This window comes from Pseudoalteromonas espejiana DSM 9414 (genome assembly GCF_002221525.1).
Classification (GTDB): domain Bacteria; phylum Pseudomonadota; class Gammaproteobacteria; order Enterobacterales; family Alteromonadaceae; genus Pseudoalteromonas; species Pseudoalteromonas espejiana.
This window is the reverse complement of the sequence record NZ_CP011028.1, coordinates 2,477,978-2,503,133: the sequence shown is the minus strand read 5'-3', so window position 1 is coordinate 2,503,133 and position 25,156 is coordinate 2,477,978. Positions and strand designations below refer to the sequence as shown.

At 39.4% G+C, this 25,156-nt stretch carries 22 protein-coding genes and 1 pseudogene; 18 read left to right on the top strand and 5 right to left on the bottom strand.

Features of this window, described 5'->3' with window-relative positions:
* Positions 1-30: 30 nt before the first annotated feature.
* The 11 genes and pseudogenes from PESP_RS11390 to PESP_RS20450 all read left to right on the top strand — a co-directional run.
* Positions 31-972, top strand: a pseudogene (locus PESP_RS11390) (DUF3369 domain-containing protein); the annotation flags it as partial.
* Positions 973-1,222: 250 nt separating this feature from the next.
* Entirely contained in the window at positions 1,223-1,597 is a 375-nt protein-coding gene (locus PESP_RS11385) for a SirB2 family protein (protein ID WP_089348126.1), read from the top strand.
* Positions 1,598-1,873: 276 nt separating this feature from the next.
* Entirely contained in the window at positions 1,874-2,701 is an 828-nt protein-coding gene (locus PESP_RS11380; RefSeq protein ID WP_089348125.1) for a tetratricopeptide repeat protein, read from the top strand.
* 14 nt (positions 2,702-2,715) lie between these two features.
* A complete protein-coding gene (locus PESP_RS11375; protein ID WP_089348124.1) occupies positions 2,716-3,969 on the top strand; it encodes a DUF819 family protein in 1,254 nt (417 codons plus the stop codon).
* Positions 3,970-3,978: 9 nt separating this feature from the next.
* Positions 3,979-4,833: a 3-deoxy-8-phosphooctulonate synthase gene (kdsA, locus tag PESP_RS11370; protein ID WP_089348123.1), complete on the top strand. Its 855-nt coding sequence runs from the start codon at positions 3,979-3,981 to the stop codon at positions 4,831-4,833.
* Between the two features lie 126 nt (positions 4,834-4,959).
* Positions 4,960-5,856, top strand: coding sequence for a transcriptional regulator GcvA (locus tag PESP_RS11365; RefSeq protein WP_004588843.1), 897 nt, complete (start codon positions 4,960-4,962; stop codon positions 5,854-5,856).
* A 2-nt stretch (positions 5,857-5,858) separates the two neighbouring features.
* Positions 5,859-6,488 carry an alpha/beta family hydrolase gene (locus tag PESP_RS11360; RefSeq protein WP_089348122.1) on the top strand — a complete coding sequence of 210 codons (630 nt, stop codon included), beginning with the start codon at positions 5,859-5,861 and terminating at the stop codon, positions 6,486-6,488.
* Positions 6,489-6,490: 2 nt separating this feature from the next.
* Complete coding sequence (locus PESP_RS11355) at positions 6,491-6,859, top strand: DUF423 domain-containing protein (protein WP_164504421.1); 369 nt, start codon at positions 6,491-6,493, stop codon at positions 6,857-6,859.
* A 17-nt stretch (positions 6,860-6,876) separates the two neighbouring features.
* On the top strand, positions 6,877-7,962 hold the full coding sequence (gene rlmM / locus PESP_RS11350) for a 23S rRNA (cytidine(2498)-2'-O)-methyltransferase RlmM (RefSeq protein ID WP_089348121.1): 1,086 nt from the start codon (positions 6,877-6,879) through the stop codon (positions 7,960-7,962).
* Between the two features lie 17 nt (positions 7,963-7,979).
* A complete protein-coding gene (locus tag PESP_RS11345; protein WP_089348120.1) occupies positions 7,980-11,285 on the top strand; it encodes a PKD domain-containing protein in 3,306 nt (1,101 codons plus the stop codon).
* A gap of 197 nt (positions 11,286-11,482) precedes the next feature.
* A complete protein-coding gene (locus tag PESP_RS20450) occupies positions 11,483-11,830 on the top strand; it encodes a hypothetical protein (protein ID WP_147205949.1) in 348 nt (115 codons plus the stop codon).
* 49 nt (positions 11,831-11,879) lie between these two features.
* Here the strand turns inward: PESP_RS20450 and cysZ are convergent, their stop codons facing one another.
* Complete coding sequence (cysZ, locus tag PESP_RS11335; protein WP_174694395.1) at positions 11,880-12,593, bottom strand: sulfate transporter CysZ; 714 nt, start codon at positions 12,591-12,593, stop codon at positions 11,880-11,882.
* A gap of 387 nt (positions 12,594-12,980) precedes the next feature.
* On the opposite strand from cysZ, the gene PESP_RS11330 reads away from it, so the two are divergent.
* The 4 genes from PESP_RS11330 to PESP_RS11315 all read left to right on the top strand — a co-directional run bounded on the left by PESP_RS11330 (position 12,981) and on the right by PESP_RS11315 (position 17,350).
* Positions 12,981-15,236: a sensor domain-containing phosphodiesterase gene (locus tag PESP_RS11330; protein ID WP_089348118.1), complete on the top strand. Its 2,256-nt coding sequence runs from the start codon at positions 12,981-12,983 to the stop codon at positions 15,234-15,236.
* 154 nt (positions 15,237-15,390) lie between these two features.
* Positions 15,391-15,861, top strand: a complete 471-nt coding sequence (locus PESP_RS11325) for a GNAT family N-acetyltransferase (RefSeq protein ID WP_089348117.1) — start codon at positions 15,391-15,393, stop codon at positions 15,859-15,861.
* A gap of 165 nt (positions 15,862-16,026) precedes the next feature.
* Positions 16,027-16,896: an MYG1 family protein gene (locus tag PESP_RS11320; protein WP_089348116.1), complete on the top strand. Its 870-nt coding sequence runs from the start codon at positions 16,027-16,029 to the stop codon at positions 16,894-16,896.
* Between the two features lie 121 nt (positions 16,897-17,017).
* Positions 17,018-17,350, top strand: a complete 333-nt coding sequence (locus tag PESP_RS11315) for a YnfA family protein (RefSeq protein WP_089348115.1) — start codon at positions 17,018-17,020, stop codon at positions 17,348-17,350.
* 115 nt (positions 17,351-17,465) lie between these two features.
* Here the strand turns inward: PESP_RS11315 and PESP_RS11310 are convergent, their stop codons facing one another.
* Both PESP_RS11310 and PESP_RS11305 read right to left on the bottom strand, forming a co-directional pair.
* Positions 17,466-18,080: a TetR/AcrR family transcriptional regulator gene (locus tag PESP_RS11310; RefSeq protein ID WP_164504420.1), complete on the bottom strand. Its 615-nt coding sequence runs from the start codon at positions 18,078-18,080 to the stop codon at positions 17,466-17,468.
* Positions 18,080-18,943, bottom strand: a complete 864-nt coding sequence (locus tag PESP_RS11305; protein WP_089348113.1) for an alpha/beta hydrolase — start codon at positions 18,941-18,943, stop codon at positions 18,080-18,082. Before PESP_RS11305 ends, PESP_RS11310 begins: the two co-directional genes overlap by 1 nt.
* Positions 18,944-19,199: 256 nt before the next feature.
* Here PESP_RS11305 and speA point away from each other — a divergent pair, with 256 nt between their 5' ends.
* Positions 19,200-21,113, top strand: a complete 1,914-nt coding sequence (speA, locus tag PESP_RS11300) for a biosynthetic arginine decarboxylase (RefSeq protein ID WP_089348112.1) — start codon at positions 19,200-19,202, stop codon at positions 21,111-21,113.
* A 3-nt stretch (positions 21,114-21,116) separates the two neighbouring features.
* A complete protein-coding gene (gene speB / locus PESP_RS11295; RefSeq protein ID WP_089348111.1) occupies positions 21,117-22,040 on the top strand; it encodes an agmatinase in 924 nt (307 codons plus the stop codon).
* Between the two features lie 76 nt (positions 22,041-22,116).
* Here the strand turns inward: speB and PESP_RS11290 are convergent, their stop codons facing one another.
* Positions 22,117-23,139, bottom strand: coding sequence for a M48 family metallopeptidase (locus tag PESP_RS11290; protein WP_089348110.1), 1,023 nt, complete (start codon positions 23,137-23,139; stop codon positions 22,117-22,119).
* A 9-nt stretch (positions 23,140-23,148) separates the two neighbouring features.
* Positions 23,149-24,258 carry a YjgN family protein gene (locus tag PESP_RS11285; protein ID WP_089349158.1) on the bottom strand — a complete coding sequence of 370 codons (1,110 nt, stop codon included), beginning with the start codon at positions 24,256-24,258 and terminating at the stop codon, positions 23,149-23,151.
* Between the two features lie 154 nt (positions 24,259-24,412).
* Between PESP_RS11285 and PESP_RS11280 the strand changes: the two genes are divergently transcribed.
* Positions 24,413-25,144, top strand: coding sequence for an RNA methyltransferase (locus PESP_RS11280; RefSeq protein ID WP_089348109.1), 732 nt, complete (start codon positions 24,413-24,415; stop codon positions 25,142-25,144).
* Positions 25,145-25,156: the final 12 nt, after the last annotated feature.

The window sequence follows — 25,156 nt, the reverse complement described above, 5'->3', positions numbered from 1 at the left end:
GTTCTACAAATGCATTAAGGAACCTTTAATATGATGGGTGATTTTTTATTTTCAGATGAGCCAGAAGAGTTAGAAAGTGAAGTGGAACTTGGCACTTGGAAAGTATTAATCGTTGATGACGAACCTGAAGTTCATGCTGTAACTAAGCTGGCCTTAAGTGATTTTGAGTTTCAAAATAAGCGTCTAGAGTTTTTAAGTGCTTATTCTGGCGCTGAAGCAAAAGAATTAGTAAAAGCGCACCCTGATGCTGCCATTGTACTGCTAGATGTAGTAATGGAAACTGACGATGCAGGATTACAAGTTGCTAAGTTTATTCGTGAAGAGGCACAAAATAATCATATTCGTATCATTTTAAGAACGGGTCAGCCAGGTCAAGCACCTGAGCGACAGGTTATTATTAATTATGATATTAACGATTATAAATCTAAAACCGAATTAACTGCGCAAAAACTGTTTACCGTTATTATGTCGAGCTTGCGCTCATATCGCGACATTATTTCTATTGAGCAATCGCGTGAAGGGCTGGAAAAAATAATAGTGGCCTCGCGAGATATTTTTGCCACACGTTCGATAGAGCAATTTATTGAAGGTGTAATGCAACAGCTTACCTCGCTGCTAGGCATTGCTGATCAAGCTGTGTATGCGACTACTTTAGTTGCGCAAAACTTAGAAGAGAGCAGTAACGATAAGCTAATAGTGAGGTCGGGCACAGGTGAGTTTGAGCAAAGTGAAGGCAAAGAGCTGGATGCTGTATTACCTCACGAGCAGTTAGAGGCGTGCCACAAGGCATTAAAAGATAAAAGTATTATTTACAAAGATAATTACTTATTTGCTTATTGCAGCAGCGAATATAACCATAATTCGATGTTGTTTATATCGGGCATTCCAAAAGACTTGTCTGATACACAGCGTCATTTAATTGAAATTTTTTCTCAAAATGTGCAACTTGCATTTGAGAATGTGCAATTACAACAACGTTAATTGCCCGTACTGTATAATAAAGCACATAGCGCCTGTTAATTAGCGGCTATGTGCTTTTTAGTTTGTGGGGCATAATATATTTAGCCAGTATGGTAATACCAATGAGCATTAATACTTAATAATCTGTACCTGATTATAGGTAGGGTACTTGACCTGAAAATTGATTACTTAATTAAGCTAATTGGACACATTTAAACGTATTGGCACACCTTATTTTATAAAACAACAAGTACTGAGGCTTATGGATTATTTAGCAGTAAAACACTCACACATGGCTATTGCTATGTTAAGCGTTATTTTATTTTACGTACGCTCTTTTTCGCGTATGGGTAGTGGTAAATTAGCCAAGAATAAATTGGTTTTTATAGGTAGCCACAGTATTGATACGTTATTGCTGATATCGGCATTAACACTTGTATTTATGGCCAAAATTAACCCGTTTGAGCAGCTTTGGTTATTAGAAAAAATTATACTTGTGGTAATTTATATTGCGATTGGTGTAATTAGCGCTAAGCAGTCTAAAACGTTAGCTAAAATTGTGTATGTTGTTATTAATACCGTGGTGATTTTAGCTATTGGTTATTTAGCGACGGCAAAATCGCCGCTGCTTTTATAATAATTTAAAATGTAGGCTAAGGTTTTTAGGTGTTTTCTTTTAGATAAACATAGATAACCTTAGCTTGCTTTGAGTTTTTTAGAGTACCTTACTACAACACTCACCAGCCATTGTAATATTTAATCCTTTCTCGTTATTTTTCATTTAAACCATTATATGCTTGGCAATAACGTTTATGTTTACCTGTAAAAATTTTTTGGGTTTTTCCTATATTGGTATATAGCCTTAAAGTTAGGTAAACTACGCCTTCGTTTTTTAATAGATGTTGCAGTATTGATGACCACCCTCGGGTATGACGAACACGACGAATCTTATTTAGATGATGCATATGATGAATTTACTCCACCGCCACTATATCGGTGTATTAATGCAGAGTCGAAATGGGACCCTCAAATAGATTTAGCGCCTACTTTCTCTGTACTAACTGATTTTGAACAGCAGATCAGCACGCTATGCGCTGAGAAAAAAGATCCGCACGATAGATTAGAAAGCCTACTTGATATTTTTTACAGTAAATGGCTGTTTAGTGCCTCAGGCTTAAAGGTGCCAGAGTATAAAATTAATAGTGTAAGTTACACGCTCACTATGCGCAGTGGCTCTATAACGACACTCGGTATTTTACTCACCCACTTACTTGAGCAAGCGCAGTTAGATGCCAGTGTGTGTATTAACCAAGGTGATATTAGCGTTCACGTTGCAATAAGCGATGAAGAAGGCTACATCATTGAACCAAGCAGTGGCCAGCAAAGCTGGTATATCATTCCTGAAAATGCGGATGAAGAAAACGGCCAAGAACAAGAGCCACTCGAGCTTGTTTATAACGATGAAGTATACAAACTGTTTTTAGCACAGCAAAAATGGTCGTTTATTAGTGAAAACAAATTTGGCCATGCTTTGGTGTGTGTTGAGTTACTTATGGAGCTATTAGGCGATGATCCGTATGAGAGACGCGACAGAGGTTACTTACTCAATCAGTTAGATTGTCCTAAAATGGCACGCGATGACTTACAGTTTTTTATTGATGAATGTCCGGATGACCCGGCTATTGAGATTATTCAGCATCAAATAGAAGAGCTAGAAGATAATAATAAAACACACCATTAAGAATAGGAATAACTATGGCTGACACCCACACTGCATTAATTACTAATGATGCTGTTGTACTTGGTTTACTTGCTATTATTTTGGGGTTTATTTTTAAAACCTCAAGCAGTGAAAACCCAAAACTAAAAGCATTTTACAAATACGTACCGGCGTTATTACTGTGCTACTTTTTACCGTCATTATTAAATACCTTTGGTATTGTTGATGGGCATAGCTCAAACGTTTATTACGTGGCATCACGCTACTTACTGCCTGCATGTTTAATATTATTAACGATAAGTATTGATTTAAAAGCAATTTTAAATTTAGGCCCTAAAGCGCTTATTATGTTTTTGGTGGGTACACTGGGTATTGTAGTTGGTGGGCCATTATCTATTTTGGTCGTGAGTGTATTTAACCCAGATTTAGTGGGCGGGCATGGCCCAGAGGCGGTTTGGCGCGGTATGACAACCGTAGCAGGCAGCTGGATTGGCGGTGGTGCAAACCAAGCCTCTATGAAAGAAATGTTTGAAGTAGGCGGTGATATATTCTCTGTAATGGTAACAGTTGATGTAATTGTGGCGAACATTTGGATGGCTGTTTTATTACTAATGGCGGCTAATCATAAAAAAATTGATGCAGCCACTGGCGCTGATACCACGGCAATTGAAGATTTAAAAAATCGTGTTGAAAAATATCATGCAGAGCACGCTCGTATGCCAACACTGAATGACTACATGACCATTATAGCGATTGCTTTTGGTATTACCGGACTTGCGCATTTTTGTGCAGACTTTTTAGGGCCATTTTTTGCTAACAACTATGCTTGGGCAAAAGAATACAGTTTAAATAGTAAATTCTTTTGGTTGATTGTTATTTCAACCACTATTGGTATTAGTTTATCATTTACTAAAGTAAGACAAATAGAGGCGTTTGGCGCATCAAAAGTAGCGTCGAGCTTTTTATATATTTTAGTGGCATCCATTGGTTTACACATGAATGTAACCGCTATATTTAGTAACCCAGGGCTATTTTTAATAGGCGCTATTTGGATGCTTACTCACGCAAGCTTAATGCTAATAGTGGCTAAAGTGATTAAAGCACCATTGTTTTATATGGCAGTAGGCTCACAAGCAAATGTAGGTGGTGCAGCATCGGCACCCGTTGTTGCCTCTGCGTTTCACCCATCGCTTGCACCTGTAGGCGTATTATTAGCTGTTTTAGGTTATGGTGTAGGCACGTACATGGCTTATATTTGTGGATTAATGATGCAAGCAGTTGCACCTTAAGGAATTTAAATGAATAACCAAGTAATTAATATTAATAGCATTGAACTGGCAAACGATAAGCCATTTGTATTGTTTGGTGGTATGAACGTATTAGAGTCACGCGACTTAGCAATGCGCATTGCAGAGCACTATGTTGAAGTGACAACTAAATTAAATATCCCTTATGTTTTTAAAGCATCATTTGATAAAGCAAATCGCTCATCAATAAATTCTTACCGTGGTCCAGGTATGGAAGAAGGCTTAAAAATATTTGAAGAGATAAAAAATACTTTTAATATTCCGCTAATTACTGATGTACATGAACCACACCAAGCAGCGCCTGTAGCTGAAGTGGTTGATGTAATTCAGTTACCCGCCTTTTTAGCACGCCAAACAGATCTTGTTGTTGCTATGGCTAAAACTGGCGCAATTATAAACGTGAAAAAACCACAGTTTTTAGCACCACACGAAATGCGTCATATCATTACTAAATTTAATGAAGCGGGTAATAACAACGTTGCATTATGTGAGCGTGGTTCAAGCTTTGGCTATAATAATTTAGTCGTTGATATGCTTGGTATGGATGACATGAAAACCATGGCACCGGTTATTTTTGATGCAACCCATGCATTGCAACGCCCAGGTGGGCGAGCAGACTCTGCAGACGGGCGTCGTGCTCAAGCGGCTGAACTTGCGCGCAGTGGTATGGCATTAGGTATTGCTGGCTTATTTATCGAAGCGCACCCTAATCCTAATGAAGCAAAGTGTGATGGCCCATGTGCGCTAGCGCTTAGCAAATTAGAAGGGTACTTATCGCAAATGAAAGCGGTAGATGATTTAATTAAAAGCTTTGCACCACTTGATACCAGCGCAAGCGATTTATAGTAATTTACCTTTAAGGTAGTTAATTAAAGCGACTAAGGTCGCTTTTTTTATGCCATTAATATACACACACCTAGATGCTGTATATAATCTTACGCATAAGAAAAACTAATTCTAAGCTTGGTTACTATGTCAAGACGGGTCCCTCCATTAAACGCACTTAAAGCCTTTGAAGCGGCTGCGCGCCATTTAAGTTTTACCAAAGCGGCAGAAGAGCTTTATGTAACGCAAGCGGCTGTCAGCCATCAAATCAAAACTCTTGAAGAGCACTTAGGTCTAAAGCTTTTTTTACGTAAAAATCGCTCGTTATTATTAACCGAAGAAGGCCAAGGTTACTTTTTAGACATAAAAGAGATTTTTACACAGCTAATTGATGCGACCGAAAAGCTGCTTGCCCGAGGTGCCAAAGGCTCACTTACCGTAAGCCTTACGCCAAGTTTTGCAATTCAATGGTTGGTTCCGCGTTTAAGTTTATTTAATGAACTCCACCCCGAAATAGACGTGCGAATAAAAGCGCAAGACCAAGATGAAAACTCGCTAACCGATGACGTAGATATTGCTATTTATTATGGCAGAGGGCATTGGAGTGGAGTACAAACTTACAAATTACATACAGAGTACCTAGTACCTTTATGTAGCCCGTTGTTATTAAGCGGGCATAAGCCACTTAACCAGCCCAGTGATTTAGCACAACATACTCTATTGCACGACACCACCCGACGTAATTGGAAAACGTGGATGAAAACCGCTGGTGTGCGCAACGTACAAGTAAATCAGGGGCCTATATTTAGTCACTCATCTATGGTGTTACAAGCGGCGGTGCATGGTCAAGGCGTGGCTATTGGCAATAGTGTACTTGCTAAGCCAGATATAGACGCAGGGCGCTTAGTTATTCCATTTAGCCACAGTTTAGAGAGTAAAAATGCGTATTACTTAGTTATTCGCGAATCACAAACTGAGCTTGGAAAAATCGTATCGTTTAAAGATTGGATGTTGAGCTTAGTAGAACAAGAACAAGAGTACTAACAATGATTGAATGGTTTAAAAGTAAGGTACAGCCAACTAAAGCACAGTTTATATTTGCACACGGTGCAGGTGCTGGTAGCGACTCTGATTTTATGCAGCACATGGCTAAACTTATTAGCGAGCAAGGCATTGACGTTGGTTTGTTTGATTTTGAATACATGCAGATAGCAAAGCAAACGAATAAACGCAGGCCACCAGAGCGAGCACCTAAATTATTAGCTTACTATGAGCAAATACTAACTCAAGCGCAGCCAAATCTACCGCTTTTCATCGGTGGTAAATCAATGGGCGGGCGAATGGCTTCAATGCTTGCGTGTTCATCAGCACACACTATTGCAGGTGTACTGGCGTTTGGTTATCCGTTTCATCCACCGGGGAAACCTGAAAAACTACGTACTGAACATTTTGCCGATATACCTTGCCCATTTTTAGTGCTGCAAGGCGAGCGCGACACCTTTGGCACGCGCGAAGAACTTAAAAGTATGCTTATGCCAAAGCAACCAGAATATGTATGGCTAAATGATGGCGACCACTCGCTTAAGCCTCGTAAAAAAAGTGGTTTTACAGAGCAACAAAATAGGGAAGCAGCGGCTTTAGCCGCTGTGGAATTTATGAAAAATACAGTGGGGTGATAATGATAAAACTATTTTTAATAGCAGGAAGCTTATTCTGCATGCTATCGGTTATGTTAGGGGCTTTTGCTGCACATGGCTTAAAAAGTCGTTTAACTGACTATTCGTTAGGGGTATTTAAAACGGCAGCTGAATATCAAATGGTTCATGGTTTAGCATTAATTGCGGTTGCGGTGCTTATAAAGTGGGGCATTAATTTAAATATAGCTGGCGGCTTTTTTATTGCCGGTACACTGCTTTTTAGTGGTAGTTTGTATTTATTAGCACTTAGCGGAATGAAGTGGTTAGGACCTATAACCCCTTTAGGTGGGTTGTGTTTTATAATTGGTTGGGTAGTTATTTTAGTGCAAGTTGCACGATTTAAGTTTTAAAGAGTTTAAGGGTTAATATGTCTAGTGTTGTGATTTACTGTCGTAGTGGTTTTGAAAACGATGCCGCTGCTGAAATAACGTTTCATGCTGCCGAGCAAGGTTTTGCAGGTTATGTAAAAGCGAAACCAAATACCGGCTACGTTATTTATGAATGTTTTGAAGCGCAGCACAGCGACGAAATAATCAAAAAGGTCGACTTTAAAAATATGGTATTTGCACGGCAATGGTTTGCCGGTACCTTGATTGAAAATATGCCAGTGGAAGACCGTGTTACCGCTGTAAAAGAAGCCGCTAAAGACTTTCCTCTGTGCAGCGAGTTACGCGTTGAAACGCCAGACACCAATGAAGGCAAAGAGCTACTTACTTTTTGTAAAAAAATATCAACGCCACTTAAAAAAGCACTCGAAAAACAAAATACGGTATTGCGTGAGCCCAAAGCAAACCGCCCGGTTATGCATGTATTATTTTTGGCAAACAACACCGCTTATGTTGGCTATTCTTATAGTTATAATAACTCACCGTTTTTTATGGGTATTTTGCGCTTACGAATGCCAAGCGACGGGCCAAGCCGTTCAACACTTAAATTAGACGAAGCCTTTAACGTATTTATTCCTGAAAAAGAGCGTGAAGAGAGAGTACAACCAGGAATGCGAGGAGTCGATTTAGGCGCCTGCCCAGGTGGCTGGACTTATCAGTTGGTTCGCCGAGGTATGTTTGTAAGTGCAATAGACAATGGCCCGATGAACGATGATTTAATGCAAACAGGGCAAGTTAAACATTTTAGAGCCGATGGGTTTAAATATCGTCCAGAAAAAAGAAATATTAACTGGTTAGTGTGCGATATGGTGGAAAAACCAACCAAAGTGACTAACCTAATGATTGACTGGGCAGTAAATGCATACGCCAAAGAGCTTATATTTAACTTAAAGCTGCCAATGAAAAAACGCTTTGATAGTGTTTATGAATGCCTAACAATGATCAAAGAAGAGCTGAGCAAATACGGTATAACCTATGAGCTACAAGCTAAGCATTTGTATCATGATCGTGAGGAAATTACCGTTCATTTAAACGTTATTAAGGTGCCCCAAAATTTGTATAGCTAAATCATAGAGGCATAAAAGTGGTATTAAAAAATATATATAAATGGTTAGGTTTAACTTTATTATCACTTTTAATTAGCGGATGCGGAGGAGGCGGCAGTGATAGCGACGACTCTTCATCAGGCAATGCCGCCCCAGTAGTTAGTATTAATGCTAGTAGTACTGTTATTGTTGCAAACCAAACCTTTACAATTACCGCACAAGCAAGTGACAGCGATGGACAGATAGCGAATTATCAATGGCAGCAGCTATCTGGCCCTGAGTTTACATTTACAGCTAATGGTAATGTGCTTAGCGTAACAGCACCCAGTGTTGACTCTGATACTGATTTTAGCTTTTCAGTGACTGTGACTGATAATGAAGACTCAACAACTGAGCAAGTTTTTTCAGGCACTATTACAGTTCAAAATTCTACACCTACCGTTAATATCACAGGCCCAAGTAGCGCACTTGCTAATACCGAAGTGAGTTTAATGGCTAATGCCCAAGATACCGATGGCACTATTAGTAGTATTACATGGGTTCAATCGGCGGGAGATGCAGTAGAGTTTACTCAAGCGCAGGGCACGTTAACGTTTACTGCGCCCAATGTAAGTGAAAATGAAACAGTCGGTTTTAGCGTTACGGTTACAGATAATTTAGGGGCAACAGCACAAGCAAGTAAAACTGTACTAATAACACAACTTAATAGCTCGCCTACAATTACATTAGCAGGCCCGACACAGGCTATGCAAAACGAGCCAGTTACATTAACAGCAACAGCTCAAGATAGCGACGGCACAATCACTAGTATAAATTGGCAGCAAACCAACGGCCCCGTTGTCGATTTTACACAAACAAGCTCAAGTATAACTTTTAACGCGCCAACTGTAGCCGAAAATACAAATATTACATTTTTAGTAACCGTTACCGACAATGATAGCGCAACAAATAGTGCGCAAATAACGGTTATAGCAATACCACCAAATAATGCGCCAATTGCTAATGATGTAAATGTTGAAGTGCAGTACAACCAAAGTGCGGAGTTTAGTTTAGATGTAAGTGATGCCGATGGTGACACAGTGCAAATTACCTTCCCAGAAGATTTAGAAGGCGCAGAGGTAAATGTAATTGATGCTCAGGCATTACGGTTTAGTTTTACTCCACCTACAAACAGCATTACCGCAAAAAGTTACACTCTCACAGCCAGCGATGGTGAAGACAGCGCAGAATTTTTACTCAACACAACAATTGTAGATACCACTCCCGCCACGGTTAATGCTATTACGCCAAGTGGACCAGACACACCTGTGCTAGTCGACACGCCTATTAGCATTACCTTTTCAGATGTTATGCAAACTTCCTCTTTATCAGTAAATACCAACGCGGGGGCATGTACAGGCAGCATACAAGTGTCGGATGACGATTTTGCTAGTTGTTTATCACTTAACATAGAAAGTTTATCAGGTACCACAAGTGACACCAGTGAATACTTCCAAGGTGTTAATTTAACGGCTAGTTTTGCACAAAACACGCTTTATAAAGTACGTATGAGCGATGCGCTTATTAATTTTTCTGCGACAGCAGTAACTGCGGCACAAATAACCGAATTTACAACATCATCGCAGGATTTAAAAATTACCGAACTTATATCGGTGCAATTTACTAACGACATACCTTGGGTTGAAGTTTACAACGGCACAGGGGCCGACGTTAATTTACAAAACTACGCGTTAAAAACACGCGCTATTAATATGCTCGACAGCACTGTGAGTGCCGAACAGGTATTTACATTACCCAGCAAAGTATTAGAAAACGGTGATTATATTTTATTGCAAAGTCGGTTTGGCGATGAGTTTTTATCAGCTGCCGCGCTCAATAATCCTAAAATAGTCCTTATAGGCAACCAAAGCGATGAAATACGACCTTATTGGTACATTAATGGCTTTGCTGAGCTATTAAATAGTGGCGCAACGCAAACAATCGACTTTGTTAAATTTGGTAATTCTAGCCAGCAACCGGTTAGCGCGTCGCAGTGGCAAGGCGATAATGCACCATCAATGAGTGCAGAGCAGGGCGCAAGCTTAAAACGCAGCCTTGAGGTAACCGATACAAACCAAGCAACTGATTGGAGTTACAGTGTTTTTAATACACCTGCTGGGCAAAATGATGTTACTTGTATTACCGATGATGATTTAGACGGCATCCCTGATTGTAGCGAACTCGAAGGAAGCACATTTGGTGGCCTCCCACTATATGAATGGGGCGCCAGAGCAAACCAAAAAGATATTTTCATTGAAGTTGATTACATGGACAGTACCGATATAGGTATTACCCCACAGCGCATCGCAATTGAAAAAGTGATTAGCGTTTTTAACAATAACGGTTACACCGTGCACTTTGATGTGGGTGATTTATTTGACCAAAGTACAGGTACTTCAGTTGAAAACTTTGACCTAGGTGGTGGCACTACTGTGCCTTTTAATGATTACACCCCGTTTGAATATGACCAAGGCACGGCAAATTTATTTGCTTATAAAATGGAATATGCAGATACAAGGCGCAGACCTATTTTTCACTACTTATTAATGGCGAATAGCGGTAATAGCGACGGTAGCATAAGTGGCTCAGGTATTGCTGAAATTAATGGTAACGACTTAATGCTTACTATGGGTGGTTGGGGGTTATCTGTTGATGATCAGGTATCGCAAAATGTAACGAACAACTACCAAGCATCGACAATTTTTCATGAACTTGGGCACAACCTAGGGCTGTATCATGGCGGTGATGAAGAGGTTAACTTTAAGCCAAATCACTTAAGCTCTATGAATTACCTATATCAATTAACAGGGCTTTCAAGCATTGGTAATAATGAGGGAGATAGATACTACGACAGGTTTTATACCAACAATGTTAATTGTGATATTGCACCGAGTACAAATAACCAAACCGGTTCAACAGATGATTTTATTATAGATTACTCAAATGGCAGCTCTGCAGATATAAATGAGAGTACGATTGATGAAACTGAAGGCCTAAAAAGAGCCGGCTCAACCGCTGTGGATTATAATTGTAATGCCCTTATAGGTGAGACTTTAACTAACTTTGATGCTAACCAAGATTCACAGATTACAATTTTAACCGATGTTGATGAGTGGGGAATGATTGATCTGCAATTTTATGCTCAAAGTGCAGGTAATCGATTCGGGGTCGCAAATACCACACGTGGTAGATTAAATCTGCTGCAAAGTACGCATTCAGAGGTGAGCCCTTTACCTAGCTATATTAAAGAAGCGCCACCAAGTGCCGAGGTACTTGAGCAAATAAAAGCAATTAAAGAGCAATAGCCGTGGTTTATAAACGTTTTAAAGCTTGGGTCGTTTTTAGCTTACTAATAAGCTTATTAAGCGCATGTAGTAATGTAAATTTACCTAAGCAGAACAACAGCTCAGCCAACAGTGAATGGTTGCTAACTAACGCGCTTTATTTCAAAGGTTCAAAAATTAACTGGCAACAACGACGCGTTAGCGGTTGTAGCAGTTGTTTGATAACTCATGACTCAATATTGCAGCCAGAGGGAGTAACGCGCTTTAATACGCTTTTTAAAAATAACCAATGGCTGGCAGTACAAGAACAAAGTAGCCTAAACGTAGTGAGGTTAAAGTTGCCTTCACACACTCACTATTTATACGTAGAGCAATTAGAAAGTGGGGATCTAAAACTGTTTAATCAACAATTAACCTTTAAAGCAGCGTTAGGTAAAGCAACAACGGTGACTTTTAATAAGCAGGCATTTTCGTTATTAATTACAGACTTTGAGCCACTTAGTAGTAACGAGTCGCCGTTGCCCAAAAGAGCTAAATTATCTTACACAGCATTTAAACTAATTTAGCTCTAAAAAAAGCACCTTAGGTGCTTTTTTTTAAATTTAAAGTAAGTGATTAGCTTGCTCTATATTTAGGGCGGTAGTTATCAACCCATAAACGTGTGGCTCCGCACACAGCGACAGGCATAACAATTAAATTGATAAATGGAATAGCAGTGAGCAGCATAACAGCAAAACCAAATCCGTAAGACAAGCCTTGTTTTGACTTTAAATCGTCTTTCATTTGCTTAAAGCCAATTTTATGGTTATCAAAGGCAAAATCCTTATACTGCACTGCGTACATCCAACAAGTAAATAAAACCCACAAAACTTGGCCAATTACGGGTAAAACCCATAACAATATAAAAAATCCAATCGCGCGTGGCAGGTAGTAACACAGCTTAGTCCACTCTCTGCCAACCATACGCGGTATGTCTTTTACTATATCGGCAAAGCCATCGTCATTAATTTTTTGGCCCGTTAAATAAAGCTCTACTTTTTCGCTGAGAAGCCCATTAAACGGTGCTGCAATAAAGTTGGTGATCACCGTAAATATCATACTGTAGCTAAATAGGACAACCAGAACAGCAATAGGCCACATTAACCACTCTAACCAGCTTAACCACTCAGGAAGCATATTGTTTATGTAGCTAAAGCTATCACTTAACCAACCAAATAAAAAAAATAATGAGCTACCAAATAATAAAATATTAATTAGTAATGGAATAAGCACAAAACGCTTAAGCCCTTTTTGGCTTATTAATTTAAACCCAGAGAAAAAATACTCCATACCTTGTGTGATCTGCACAGTAACCTCTAAAAACACTTATTATTGCTAGCAGTATAAATAGCCTACTAATTTTGAACAGCCTTTTTAAGTAACAAAGTGTTTAAATAGCTAATTTAACACACATACTTTTTGGGTTTTATGTAGATTAAATGTTAACACTATGGTTTTATATAGCTTTGATGGTAGTGACTTTTACTTAGTTGATGAGTGTAACCTTTTTAACTGAGTAAGATAATTTTTAAAACTGTAATAATTAAGCCAGAAAATTTTTAGTTTTTAACTATACTCAACTTAATTAAACAAACTAAAGGCAGTAATTGGTTTCAATAAACTGCATATAATTTAAGTGCTTAAGCTAGTTTAAAGTACCTACATGTATGGTGAAGTATGAATACCGAGCGACTCAAACAATTATTATCTCACCAGCAGGATATATTATCTAAAATTGCATTAGGTGTTGCCCTAGACGATATACTCGAAGATATTTGTTTGGCGATAGAGCAAATTATTGATGATAAATCAGCAAGATGCTCAATTCTTTCCTTGGCTGGCGAACAGCTTTTTCATCGAGCAGCCCCTAATATTGCTTCAGGTTACCTTAAAGCTATCAATGGCGTATATATTGGACCTAAGGTTGGCTCGTGTGGCACTGCTGCATTTAATAAAGCGCGTGTTATAGCTGAAAGTATTGACCTATCACCGCTTTGGGAAGACTTCAAAGATTTAGCTCAAAGTTATGGGTTACATTCATGTTGGTCTACACCCATTATTTCCACTCGTTCTGAAATTTTAGGCACTTTTGCTATTTATCACGGCGCGCCTAAAACGCCGCTAAAACAAGATTTAGAACTGATTGATTACTTTGTGCACTTTTCTAGCATTGCGCTTGAAAAAAACGCAGAGTCACTCAAAGCAAAGCAGCTCGTTATTGACTTACAAAAAAGTAATGAAAAATTTAAAGCATTTACGCAAGTGATGCCCGATCTGATTTTAATTCTAAATGAAGAAGGTGTTTATACCGATATTTATGGTATGTCAGATGATTTATTACTTGAGTCAAACAGCAGCTTGATTGGTCAAAATGTACAAGATTTGTTACCTAAAAAAGACGCTGAAATGATAATGACCGTTATCAAAAAAACACTGCTTACTAATGAAATGCAAATATTTGAGTATGACTTAGCGGGAAACATAACCTTTGAGGGGCGGGCCGCAGCACTTGATAATTACACCCCTGATAACCCATCTCAAAGGCATATAGTGTGGATGGCAAGAGATGTAACCCTTCGTAAACAAGCTGAAAAAGAAGTTCAGCGGTTAGCCTTTTTTGACCCACTTACCAGTTTACCTAATAGAAGAATGCTAAGTGACAACTTAACAAAGTGTATAGAGCGTATTAAACGTACTAAAAAAACGGGCGCTTTACTGTTTTTAGATTTAGATAACTTTAAAAGAATAAATGATTCGTTAGGCCACGCCGCAGGTGACGTTGTATTGGTTGAGTTAGCAAAACGTTTAAGTGCAGTGATCAGAGCATCTGATACTTTGGCAAGAGTGGGTGGCGATGAATTTATTATTTTGCTTGAGTATATTGGTGAAGATAATCAGCACGCTTGTAGTGAATCAGAAATAGTTGCCAAAAAAATACAGGCTGTGTTTAACGACAAATTTTCGGTTGGTGAACTGGATTTTCAAGTTAGTTGTAGTATTGGTATTTGTTTAATAAATGAAGAAAATGCGATAACCGACAACATATTAAAATTTGCAGATACAGCAATGTATCGCTCTAAAGCCAAAGGTGGAAATAGCTGCAGTTTTTATGATCCTAAATTACAAACCTTGCTTGAAAACCAAGCGGAGCTTGAAACCGACATTGTTAGAGCAATAATAAACAATGAGTTTTGCGCTTATTTTCAGCCACAAATTAGCATGCAAGGTAAGCTTGTAGGTGCTGAAGCACTGATCCGCTGGCTGCACCCCACAAAAGGGCTTATAACACCCAATCAGTTTATACCTATTGCTGAGCAATATGGCCTAATTCAAAAATTGCAAACTATTGTGCTGCGTAATATTTGCAGCCTGGTAAATCAGCTCGATGCGAAAAACATGATTGATGAACAATTTAGTGTATCAATAAATATTTCTCAGAGGCAATTTAACTCCACTGAGCTTAAAAATGAGCTTTGCACAACAATTAATGAATTTAATATAAGCCCTGCACAAATCAAACTTGAGATCACCGAAACCATGTTATCAGGCGATATAAACAGCACGATAAAGCAAATGGCTGAACTTAAAGCGCAAGGTTTTGTTTTTTCTATAGATGACTTTGGTACTGGTTACTCATGTTTAGCCCATTTGAATGCCTTTCCTGTACAAGAAATAAAAATAGATAAGAGTTTTATCGATAAAATTTTAGATAAAGGCAAAGGTTTTAATATTGTTAACACTATTATAAGCCTAGGAAAAAGTTTAGATATAACTGTGGTAGCCGAAGGGGTAGAGCAACAAGAGCAGTTTGACATGCTAAATATACTCGATGCAGACTACGTTCAAGGCTATTTGATTGCAAAGCCAATGGATGCAACCAATTACCTTACTTGGCACGCTCAGCATATAAAAAAAGAAAGCTTAATAGCATAAGCTAATAGCTAAGTTACAAATTACCCTAACGTTTTAATAAAACCTTTTTTACCTTATTAAAACATTTTGTTCAAACAACACTAGGAACATACGTACTAAGTATATATTATGAAACCACTATAACGATTCAAAATAATAAAATGGACGACAGTAGATGCAGTTAGTCGAATTAAACCCCAAGGATTCTGATGTAGTTAATGTGTTTGCAGATATCGATAGACTCATAAACTCTTTATACCCCGTCGCTACAGCCCAGTCTCTAAAGTTAGATGAATTAAGTAAAGACAATGTTTACGCTATAGGACTAAAAAATGAAGACGGTATTATCGCCTGCGGCGCCATAGTAAAACAGTTTGATAAAGCCCTATATGGCGAAATTAGGCGCTTATATGTAAAACCTAGCCACCGCGGTAGAGGTTTTTCTAGGCGTATAATGCAAAACTTGCTGCACTATGCAGGTGAAACAAAAATTCCACTCATCCGATTAGAAACTGGCCCTAAACAAACTGAGTCAATAAGCTTATATGAAGACTTAGGTTTTGAGCGCTGCGCGAGCTTTGGTTCATACCAAGATAATCCGCAAAGTGTATTTATGGAGCTTGGTCTAAGCCCTGAGCCAAAATAAAATTGCTTATTTATCCCTCGCGCCTGCCTTTTTAGTGTAGGCGCAAAAAATACTTCACTGTTTTTCGTTGCTCTGTTCGTATAAAATCGCTACGTAAGTTTTAATCTGCATTTAGCACTTCATAAGTGAGAATTTTTTATCTTTTTTAAAAGTAGCCCCAAATCAATGAGCGACATTACAGTAGTAACCCACAGTGGTAATTTTCATGCCGACGACGTGTTTAGTATCGCAGTACTTAAACATGTTTTACCTTCTTTTAAACTGATACGTACCCGTGATAAAGCACTGATAGAAAGTGCTGATATTGTGGTCGATGTAGGCGGGGAATATAACCCAGATACAGGCCGGTTTGATCATCACCAGCGCGGTGGTGCTGGGGAGCGTGAAAACGGTACTCCGTATTCGTCATTTGGCTTAATTTGGAAAAAGTACGGCTTAGCACTGTGTGATAACAACCAAGCCGTGGCTGACAGAGTCGACTCTGGTTTAGTTTCTAATATTGATGCTATAGATTGTGGCTATGTTAAAGGTGTCGTTGAGGGAATAACTCTTAGCCAAACGCTCTCTATGTTTAACCCAACATGGGAAGAAGAAGGTAACTTTGATGAGTGCTTTAATGAAGCCGTAGATTTTGCCGCTCGTTTACTAACACGTTTTATTGCCTCAGCTCATGGTAGTGTAAATGCAAAAGCAATTGTTGCTAAAGCAATTGAAATTGCCGAAGATGCTAGAGTCATTGTGCTTGAAAAATACACCCCATGGAAAAAAACAGTCCATATTTTATCAAGTGATGCACTATTCATGGTTTATCCATCTCATTCAGGGCAGTGGATCATTCAAACTGTTCCTGTAGAGCCTGGCTCATTTGAAGATAGAAAGTCACTTCCTAAAGCGTGGGCTGGTTTGTCTGATGAAGAGTTTCAAGCGGAAACAGGCTTAAACGACGCTGTATTTTGTCATAATGGTTTATTTATTGCCGGTACTAAGTCTTTCGAAAGCACAATGAAGCTGGCCGAAGTGGCTTTGGCTGAATAATCTGTTCAATTTAAATTGTGGTTAAGAGATTTATTATCCACGCTTAAAGCTATATAGCTAAGTAACTGCTTTTTGTTACTTAGCTTTGCTGCGTTCTTGCTATTTAATTACGTGAGGTTTTATGTTTGAAGTAAAAACTATCGCGCTATTTGTTATTACCGCCCTTGCTGAAATTATTGGCTGTTACTTACCCTACCTGTGGCTCAAAGAAGATAAATCCATATTACTTTTAATACCTGCAGCAGTCAGTTTAGCGCTATTCGCGTGGTTGCTAACGTTACACCCAGCGGCCGCTGGACGGGTGTATGCCGCGTATGGCGGTGTTTACATATGCGTGGCATTGCTCTGGTTATGGGGTGTTGATGGCGTAAAGCTCACAATGTGGGATTTAGTAGGTGGGGCAGTTGCCTTACTGGGTATGGCTATCATTATTTTTGCACCTAAAAGCGTATAAATAGTAATAAAATTTATAAACCGCTTTGGCTAGTATTAGCTAAAGCGCTTTAACACTCCAACACATACTTGCAAGGTACTTAGCTATTTTATTAATGGCTACAAAAGGCCAACACTTATAGCTTTTTCATGTACCGCTCAATTAAACCATTTACTACTTTTTTATAGGTAACTGCCAATGTTGGGTTATCGATTAAGCTCGTTTGCACAACGTGGCCTGTGTATAAGCCATAAAATTCATAAGCAAAAATTGTTGGCTCTAGCGCATTATTAAAATAACCTTGTTGCTGACAATTAACCGCAAGTTTAGTTAAGTAGTTAATCATTTTCATATGCTGGTCTTGCATAAACTGCCTAACTAAACAATGTGGGCTGGCTTTAAATTCCACTGATGCTTTTATAAGAGGGCAACTTGCTTGTTGACCTGGCGACACTGTATCTAAAAAGCTAAGCCACTCAAGCCATCGTTGCTGAAAATTATTTAAATGTTTTAAAGCATCTTCATCAATAGATGCCTCAACAACTTGTTTTTTAAACTCTTCTTCTGTGTAGGCTAGTATTGCTACTTGCATGTCTTCTTTGTTGGCAAAATGTGAGATCACTCCCGTACGCGACATGTTCGTCACGGCAGCTATTTTACCTATCGATATGCTGTACAAACCATATGCTGCGGCATAGGCCATACCGTTATGTAAAATATTAAGTTTAGTGCTCTCACTTTTTTTCATCATCAATCCATAAACGCAGTTATTTTATCGTACACGTATTGGCTTTTTAAAATTCTTACATGGCCAAGTTCCTCAGTTGCTACAAGCGTAGCGGGCGTATTATCAGTTAAGAGTTTTATCGCCTCAAAATCAGCTACTGAGTCATTTTTGTCATGTATAAATAGCATGTTTTCGTTTATTTTATCTTTTGAATGATCTGGGTGCAGGTTTTGCCACTTAATGCCCCACTGCTGCGATACTTTATCTAACATGTTTTCGAGCATAAGTTCAGAGATACCCACTTGCCTTACTTTTGCAAACATAGCTTCAAAAATTTGTGCTGGGGCAGAAATCATTACAATTTTTTTATGGTCTAAATATTTTTGCTCTAAATTTAATAATGCAACACCCCCCATAGAGTGGGTAACAACTCTATTAATGGTAATTTTTTGCGCAGTGAAGTATTCAAATGCGGCCGTTAGCCCTTGCATATAAGCATACAAATGAGAGGTGTTACCATGGGAATAACCATGACCTATGTGGTCAATTGAATAAACATTAAAGCCCTTTTCAAGCAGTTCGTTTATTAAAGCGGTAAAGCGGTTAGTGCTATCGGCCCAGCCGTGAGATAAAAACACTGTTTTAGTATTTTCTGCTTGGCTAAAGTAATAAAGGTTTGCAGCGCCAAGCTCTGTAGCCAGTTTTATGTTTATTGGTTGAATATGCGTTCTAAATTCGTATTGGCGTCGGCTATGCGGGTTACAAAACACCTTCATTGCAAGGCGGGCACTTAGCTTAGGAAATGTTTTAGTTAGGCCAAAGGTTGCCGCTTTAGTTACCTTAGAGAACTTTGGTGGTTTGTTTTGATTAAAATAAATTTGCTTCATGTTTTTACCAAATAAGTACAGTTGTTCTATTTTATAGTAAATAAGTACAGTTGTACTATTTTATTTAAATACTCACATTTTCTTCGTTTTATAGGCTATTAACAGGCCCTAGTATCCCACCCACTTTAGTTAATTATCATCAACACTAAAAATCACTCGTTACGAGTAAAAATACTTGTTGGACTTAAAAGTCTATTTTTCTTTTAATGCGCGCACTTGGCCGAACCGGCATTCATTAAATAAAAGAGAAAGATAAATGAAAGAGACAACATCACTAGAACAAGCTCGTACGAGTTACAATGTTCGTCATTGGAGCCAAGGTTTTTTTGGTATTAATGATCAAGGTGATGTGTATGTTGCGCCAAAGGCTCACGCCCCAGAGCAAACTATTGCATTAACAGATATCGCAAAGCAGCTAGAAGAAAAAGGCTTAAGCTTACCGGCTTTAGTGCGCTTTCCACAAATTTTACATCATCGTGTGCACAGTTTATGTGGCGCGTTTAATACCGCGATTGAAAACTATGGTTACCCAAAAGATTACTTATTAGTTTACCCAATTAAAGTAAACCAACAACGCGAAGTAGTTGAAGAAATAGTAGCAAGCCAAGCTGAATTAGAAAAAAAACAATTAGGCCTAGAGGCGGGCAGCAAACCAGAGCTATTAACCGTGCTCGCAATGGCAGAAAAAACCAGTGCAGTGATTGTATGTAATGGCTACAAAGACAAAGAATATGTACGCTTAGCACTTATTGGCGAAAAGCTAGGCCACAAAGTTTACATAGTGCTTGAAAAGCTTTCTGAGCTCGACATGGTGCTTAGCCAAGCAAAAGCGCTAAATGTTAAACCACGTATTGGTATTCGTGTACGTTTAGCATCGCAAGGCAAAGGTAAGTGGCAAGCAAGTGGCGGCGAAAAATCTAAATTTGGTTTATCAGCGTCGCAAGTACTGCATGTGGTTAACCGCTTAAAAGACGCAGGCCAGCTTGATTTAATGCAACTTGTGCATTTTCACTTAGGCTCGCAAATGGCAAACATTCGCGATGTGCGTTTAGGTGTAAGCGAGGCCGCACGTTTTTACTGTGAGTTACGTAAATTAGGTGCAAGCATTGAGTGCTTAGATGTAGGGGGCGGTTTAGCGATTGATTACGATGGTACGCGCAGCCAATCTCATAACTCAATGAACTACAGCTTAGCTGAGTATGCAAATAACATTGTGTATACCATAGGCGACACCTGTAAGCAGTACGCGCAGCCAATGCCGACTATTATTTCTGAGTCGGGGCGTGCACTAACGGCGCACCATGCTGTACTTATCTCAAACGTGATAGGCACAGAAAGCTATGTACCAGAGCAGCTAAAATCGCCTGCAGATGATGCACCGCTTTTATTAAATAATATGTGGGCCTCGTTTGTGCAGCTAACTGATTTAACTGACGACCGTGCACTGATTGAAATTTATCACGATAGCCAAGGCGATTTAGCAGAGGCGCATAACCAGTTTGCACTGGGGCTTTTAGATTTAACGCAGCGCGCGTGGGCAGAGCAAGTTAACTTACGTATTTGTTATGAGCTTAACAAACACATGGATAACAAAAACCGTTTTCATCGCCCGATTATTGACGAGTTAAATGCGCGTTTAGCCGATAAGTTTTTTGTAAACTTTTCGCTTTTTCAATCATTGCCTGATGCGTGGGGGATTGATCAAGTGTTTCCGGTATTGCCATTAAGTGGCTTAACCGAAGCACCAAAAAAACGTGCTGTGTTACTTGATATAACCTGTGATTCAGACGGCGCTCTTGAGCACTATGTTGATGGCCAAGGCATTGAAAGCACATTACCCGTGCCTGAGTACAGTGCCGATAAACCTTACTTAATGGGCTTTTTCTTAGTGGGTGCATACCAAGAAATTTTAGGAGACATGCATAATTTATTTGGCGATACACACAGCGCCATTATCAATATGGATGAGCAAGGCGTTGCCAGTATCAGCGAAATAAATCAGGGCGATACGGTGGCCGATATGATGCGTTATGTACATTTAGATGTTGAGAGCTTTCAGCAGTCGTACGCGCAGTTAGTGTCTGCAAAAATAGATAAAAATGAACAGCAAAGCGTTCTAGACGAGTTGCAAAGCGGCCTTAATGGCTACACTTATTTAGAAGAGTTATAAGCAATGTCTAGCTTGTTTGGTCATGTTGACCACTCATTGTATTCAAACGGGATGACGTTTTTACGTCGTCCTATGGTGCAAAATATTAATGCCATTGATGCAGATGTCGTTGTACTAGGCTTACCGTTTGATTTAGCCACATCGGGCCGCCCTGGTGCTCGCTTAGGGCCAGATGCCATTCGCAGAGCGTCGGTACATTTAGCCTGGGAAGACACTAAATACCCGTGGGAATTTCCTTTGTTTGAGCGTTTAAGCGTTGCAGATGCAGGGGACTTTACTTATCCGGTAGGTGATCCTGAGTATTTTACTGCGCAGCTAGAAATGGCCGCAGAGCAAATACTTCGCCAAGGTGCAACGCTGTTAGGCCTTGGGGGCGATCACTTTGTAACGCTTCCGCTATTGCGGGCGCATGCAAAGATACATGGCAAAATGGCCTTGGTTCATTTTGATGCGCACACTGATACATACAGCAATGGCTCACGTTTTGATCACGGCACTATGTTTTATCATGCGCCTATGGAAGGGCTGATTGATGTAGAGCACAGTATACAAATTGGTATTCGTACCGACTTTGACCAATCAAAGCATGAATTTGCAGTGATTGATGCAATGCAAGCTAACGATTTACATGCCAATGAAATAGCAGCGCAAATACGTGAGCGAGTAGGCGACTTACCCGTTTACTTAACGTTTGATATAGATTGTTTAGACCCGGCATTTGCACCAGGCACAGGTACTCCCGTGTGCGGCGGTTTAACATCTGATAAAGTGCTTAAAATATTGCGAGCGCTTAAAGGCATAAATATGGTGGGTATGGATGTAGTAGAGGTATCACCGTCGTACGACCAAAGCGAGCTTACCGCTATTGCCGCAGCAACCATTGCGAGCGAGTTATTGCATTTGTGGACACATAAAAATAAGTACTAACGTAATAAGTTAAGTACTACAAAAAGGTATGCACTGGGATACCTTTTTATTTTAGAAGTGCCAAGTATTTAGCAAGCTACTTTCTGGCATTATCAATCCGTTCTTGTGCACTTGGGTGGCTTGATAAATATTCGAGTAAATTATTTACCTTTTCAATATGCTCATTTTCGCTTGTGTGCGCGCTTTGTAGCGCTTGTATGGCATCGGCAAAATCATTGCTTGAATAACCTAAATGCTCAAGTTGAATGAGGGCATAGCTATCTGCCTCACGCTCCATATCACGCGAAAAACCCTGCTGCGCAAACGTAGCCCCAGTGCCAAGCGCTACTTCTGCTATACCTTCTAAATCGCCAAATATAACCGCAAGTACAATGGTGCTGGCTGCTGATTGGGCAGTCATACGTACACTATGTTGGTGAACAACATGGCCAATTTCGTGCAGTAACACGGCTTTTAACGCGTCTGGTTTATCTGCAAGTAAATTAGCTAATTCATCAGTGACTACAATACGCCCATGGGGCATTGCAAACGCATTAGCACCAAAGCTCTCTGATTTATAAAACGATAACCTATAAACCGATGGCTCAAGCGAAAGTTCATTAAGTATGGTATTAAAGTGTTGCTGTACTTTATCTTGTTGCTCAATAGGCAGCTCGCTTTCATCAAGGGCTAGTTTTTCAATTAAGGTAAAACTTTGCTCACCCATTTGCTCTACTACACTGCGTGGCAGGGTATCAACACTGTAAACAGCAATAGCAGGCACAACTTTATAAAGCATTAACCACATAAACAGCGGTGTAAAAATAATGGCAGCTAAAATAGCCCATTTACTTTTTTCAAGGCGCTCGAGTAGGTCGTGCTTATCGGTTTTAAAAGGCCAGCGATAATTTACATCACTTGGAATGAAGCGACTGCCATCATTAAAACGCAGTTCATCAGCAAGCCCGGCAAGGCCAGAGGTGAGTGTTATATCGTTTATTGCATAGCTTGAAATAAGCTGGTCATCATGGCTAATTTCAACCAAGGTGTCGCTAATATTAGCGACACCATGTTGATAATTACTTGATGCTTTGGGGAAGTAATGTCCCTGTACGTGCATAGTAAGCTCTTAGGTTAGCGATAAATCAATATCAAATACATTGGCTGCTTCTTCAGCAAACGATGACTGCTCTTGCTGTGCGGTATCCACTAAATTTAGTGCACTTGGGTAAATATTAACGGTTGTAACCTCGGCAAGCATTTTAGATGTACGCACTTTGGTCCACGGGTAGGCAAGCCCTAAAGAAAACACAATGGCCAGCATATTTGTTAATAGTAATATGGCAAAAGGAATAGGCCTAAGCTGTGATTTAAATGACGCTACGTCTTCAAATTGGCTGTTATCAAAAATATGATTACGAATAGCCGCAGCCCAAACAGCGGTTACTATCGCAATCATAAATACGTAAGCGACCATTAGTGCACCAAACATGAGTGTCATGGCTGCAGGGTCTTGCATGTTTTGTTGATTTTCTACATTGAGCAAATCAAGCCCAAACAAGCCTAAAATAGCCATAAAAATCACCATAGTGATAGAGCTCACCACAAAACAAATAAGCGCTGTTAAGTAGTATGTTTCACCTTTTAGGTTAACTGTTAATGGTGTATCGCCGTAACTAATATTGCTATGTATGTAACTGTCGATACGTTTTAAAACATACGGCATCAACAAATAAAGCGTAAAAATACTGGCTATAGGTAACAGTATAAAGTTAACAAAGGCTTCGCCGTAATTGCCTTTAAACGAAAAACGCACATTACGATGACGGGTCATACGCATATTAAAGCGCAGGCCTTGGTTAATAATCCACGGCATTAAAAATATAAAAGCAACCGCAAAGAGTAAGCCTATTATAGGGAAAAAGCTGCTCCCAAAGGTGTAAATTAAAAATACAATAACCGCTAAAATACGGCCTTTTAAAATTTGCATGGGTGTTGCTAAGTAGTCAAAGCTGTGTCCGTCAACGCGAGTGTGGCCATAAAAGTAACGCATTGTGCGCACCTTTGCCCATGCAGAGTAAATACCTAAAGTAAGTACACTGAGTAAAATATTGACTATCCAAATACCAAAAAACTCACCGCCTTTGCCGCTAAACTGTACTTTACCACTAAAAATAGGGGTTGCTTGCTCGTTTGCTGGTGGGCTTGTTTCTGGGGGAGTAGGGTGTATTGATTCCATTAAAATTATATCCATGTTGTTTTTTTGTTAATTTACCTAAATTTGGTGCAAAGCTCAATGTTTAATAAGCGCTAAAGCAGTGTGTTTTAGTATATGCAGTGCTGCACTTTAAATCATCTCTGGTATACTAAGGCGATAATTTTATGGGGCTGTTATGATTTCAAAAAACCAACTCAAGCTTATTCGCCAACTTGGCCAAAAAAAGTACCGAAAGCAATATAATCAATACCTTGTACAAGGTGAAAAAAACGTACTTGAGTTACTAAACAGCCCATTAAAAGCGGTCGATATTTTTGCTACGCAGGCGTTTATAAATACTCATCAAAGCCAGTTTTCAGGTGTGAATTTTACGCAAGCTGAAGAGGAGTCGCTAACTAAAGCGAGTACCTTAGTTAGTAATAACGCAGCAATTGCCGTAGTTAATATGCCAACGGCCGACCTACCTAACAATAGCGGCTTAATACTAGCCCTTGATGGCGTATCTGATCCCGGTAATTTAGGTACTATTATTCGTGTTGCCGATTGGTACGGTATTAAACATATTGTCACTAGCACCGACAGCGCCGATGCCTACAACCCTAAAACCATTAGTGCCACAATGGGCTCGTTTGTTAGAGTATCGGTAAGCCAAGTAGACTTGCCTGAATACTTAAAAACATTAAATATGCCAATATATGGTGCATTTTTAGATGGGCAAAGTGTGCATAAAACACAATTTAATGGCGAAGGCGTACTACTAATGGGTAGTGAATCGCATGGTATACGTGAACAATGCGCAAATTTAGTGAGCGACAAAATAACGATACCGGCGTTTGGTGGCGCAGAGTCGCTTAACGTGGCAATGGCCACAGGTATAATTTTAGATAACTTTAAACGCCAAGCTTAACTTTTTAATCAT

Excerpts from the sequence above, each read along its gene's own strand:
- PESP_RS11355 (WP_164504421.1), top strand. The coding sequence starts at position 6,491 with ATGATAAAACTATTTTTAATAGCAGGAAGCTTATTCTGCATGCTATCG.
- rlmM (WP_089348121.1), top strand. The coding sequence starts at position 6,877 with ATGTCTAGTGTTGTGATTTACTGTCGTAGTGGTTTTGAAAACGATGCC.
- speB (WP_089348111.1), top strand. The coding sequence starts at position 21,117 with ATGTCTAGCTTGTTTGGTCATGTTGACCACTCATTGTATTCAAACGGG.
- PESP_RS11285 (WP_089349158.1), bottom strand. The coding sequence starts at position 24,258 with ATGGAATCAATACACCCTACTCCCCCAGAAACAAGCCCACCAGCAAAC.
- PESP_RS11325 (WP_089348117.1), top strand. The coding sequence starts at position 15,391 with ATGCAGTTAGTCGAATTAAACCCCAAGGATTCTGATGTAGTTAATGTG.
- PESP_RS11315 (WP_089348115.1), top strand. The coding sequence starts at position 17,018 with ATGTTTGAAGTAAAAACTATCGCGCTATTTGTTATTACCGCCCTTGCT.
- speA (WP_089348112.1), top strand. The coding sequence starts at position 19,200 with ATGAAAGAGACAACATCACTAGAACAAGCTCGTACGAGTTACAATGTT.
- PESP_RS11385 (WP_089348126.1), top strand. The coding sequence starts at position 1,223 with ATGGATTATTTAGCAGTAAAACACTCACACATGGCTATTGCTATGTTA.
- PESP_RS11280 (WP_089348109.1), top strand. The coding sequence starts at position 24,413 with ATGATTTCAAAAAACCAACTCAAGCTTATTCGCCAACTTGGCCAAAAA.
- PESP_RS11330 (WP_089348118.1), top strand. The coding sequence starts at position 12,981 with ATGAATACCGAGCGACTCAAACAATTATTATCTCACCAGCAGGATATA.
- PESP_RS11380 (WP_089348125.1), top strand. The coding sequence starts at position 1,874 with ATGACCACCCTCGGGTATGACGAACACGACGAATCTTATTTAGATGAT.
- PESP_RS11310 (WP_164504420.1), bottom strand. The coding sequence starts at position 18,080 with ATGATGAAAAAAAGTGAGAGCACTAAACTTAATATTTTACATAACGGT.
- kdsA (WP_089348123.1), top strand. The coding sequence starts at position 3,979 with ATGAATAACCAAGTAATTAATATTAATAGCATTGAACTGGCAAACGAT.
- PESP_RS11360 (WP_089348122.1), top strand. The coding sequence starts at position 5,859 with ATGATTGAATGGTTTAAAAGTAAGGTACAGCCAACTAAAGCACAGTTT.
- cysZ (WP_174694395.1), bottom strand. The coding sequence starts at position 12,593 with ATGGAGTATTTTTTCTCTGGGTTTAAATTAATAAGCCAAAAAGGGCTT.
- PESP_RS11320 (WP_089348116.1), top strand. The coding sequence starts at position 16,027 with ATGAGCGACATTACAGTAGTAACCCACAGTGGTAATTTTCATGCCGAC.
- PESP_RS11305 (WP_089348113.1), bottom strand. The coding sequence starts at position 18,943 with ATGAAGCAAATTTATTTTAATCAAAACAAACCACCAAAGTTCTCTAAG.
- PESP_RS11365 (WP_004588843.1), top strand. The coding sequence starts at position 4,960 with ATGTCAAGACGGGTCCCTCCATTAAACGCACTTAAAGCCTTTGAAGCG.
- PESP_RS11290 (WP_089348110.1), bottom strand. The coding sequence starts at position 23,139 with ATGCACGTACAGGGACATTACTTCCCCAAAGCATCAAGTAATTATCAA.
- PESP_RS11375 (WP_089348124.1), top strand. The coding sequence starts at position 2,716 with ATGGCTGACACCCACACTGCATTAATTACTAATGATGCTGTTGTACTT.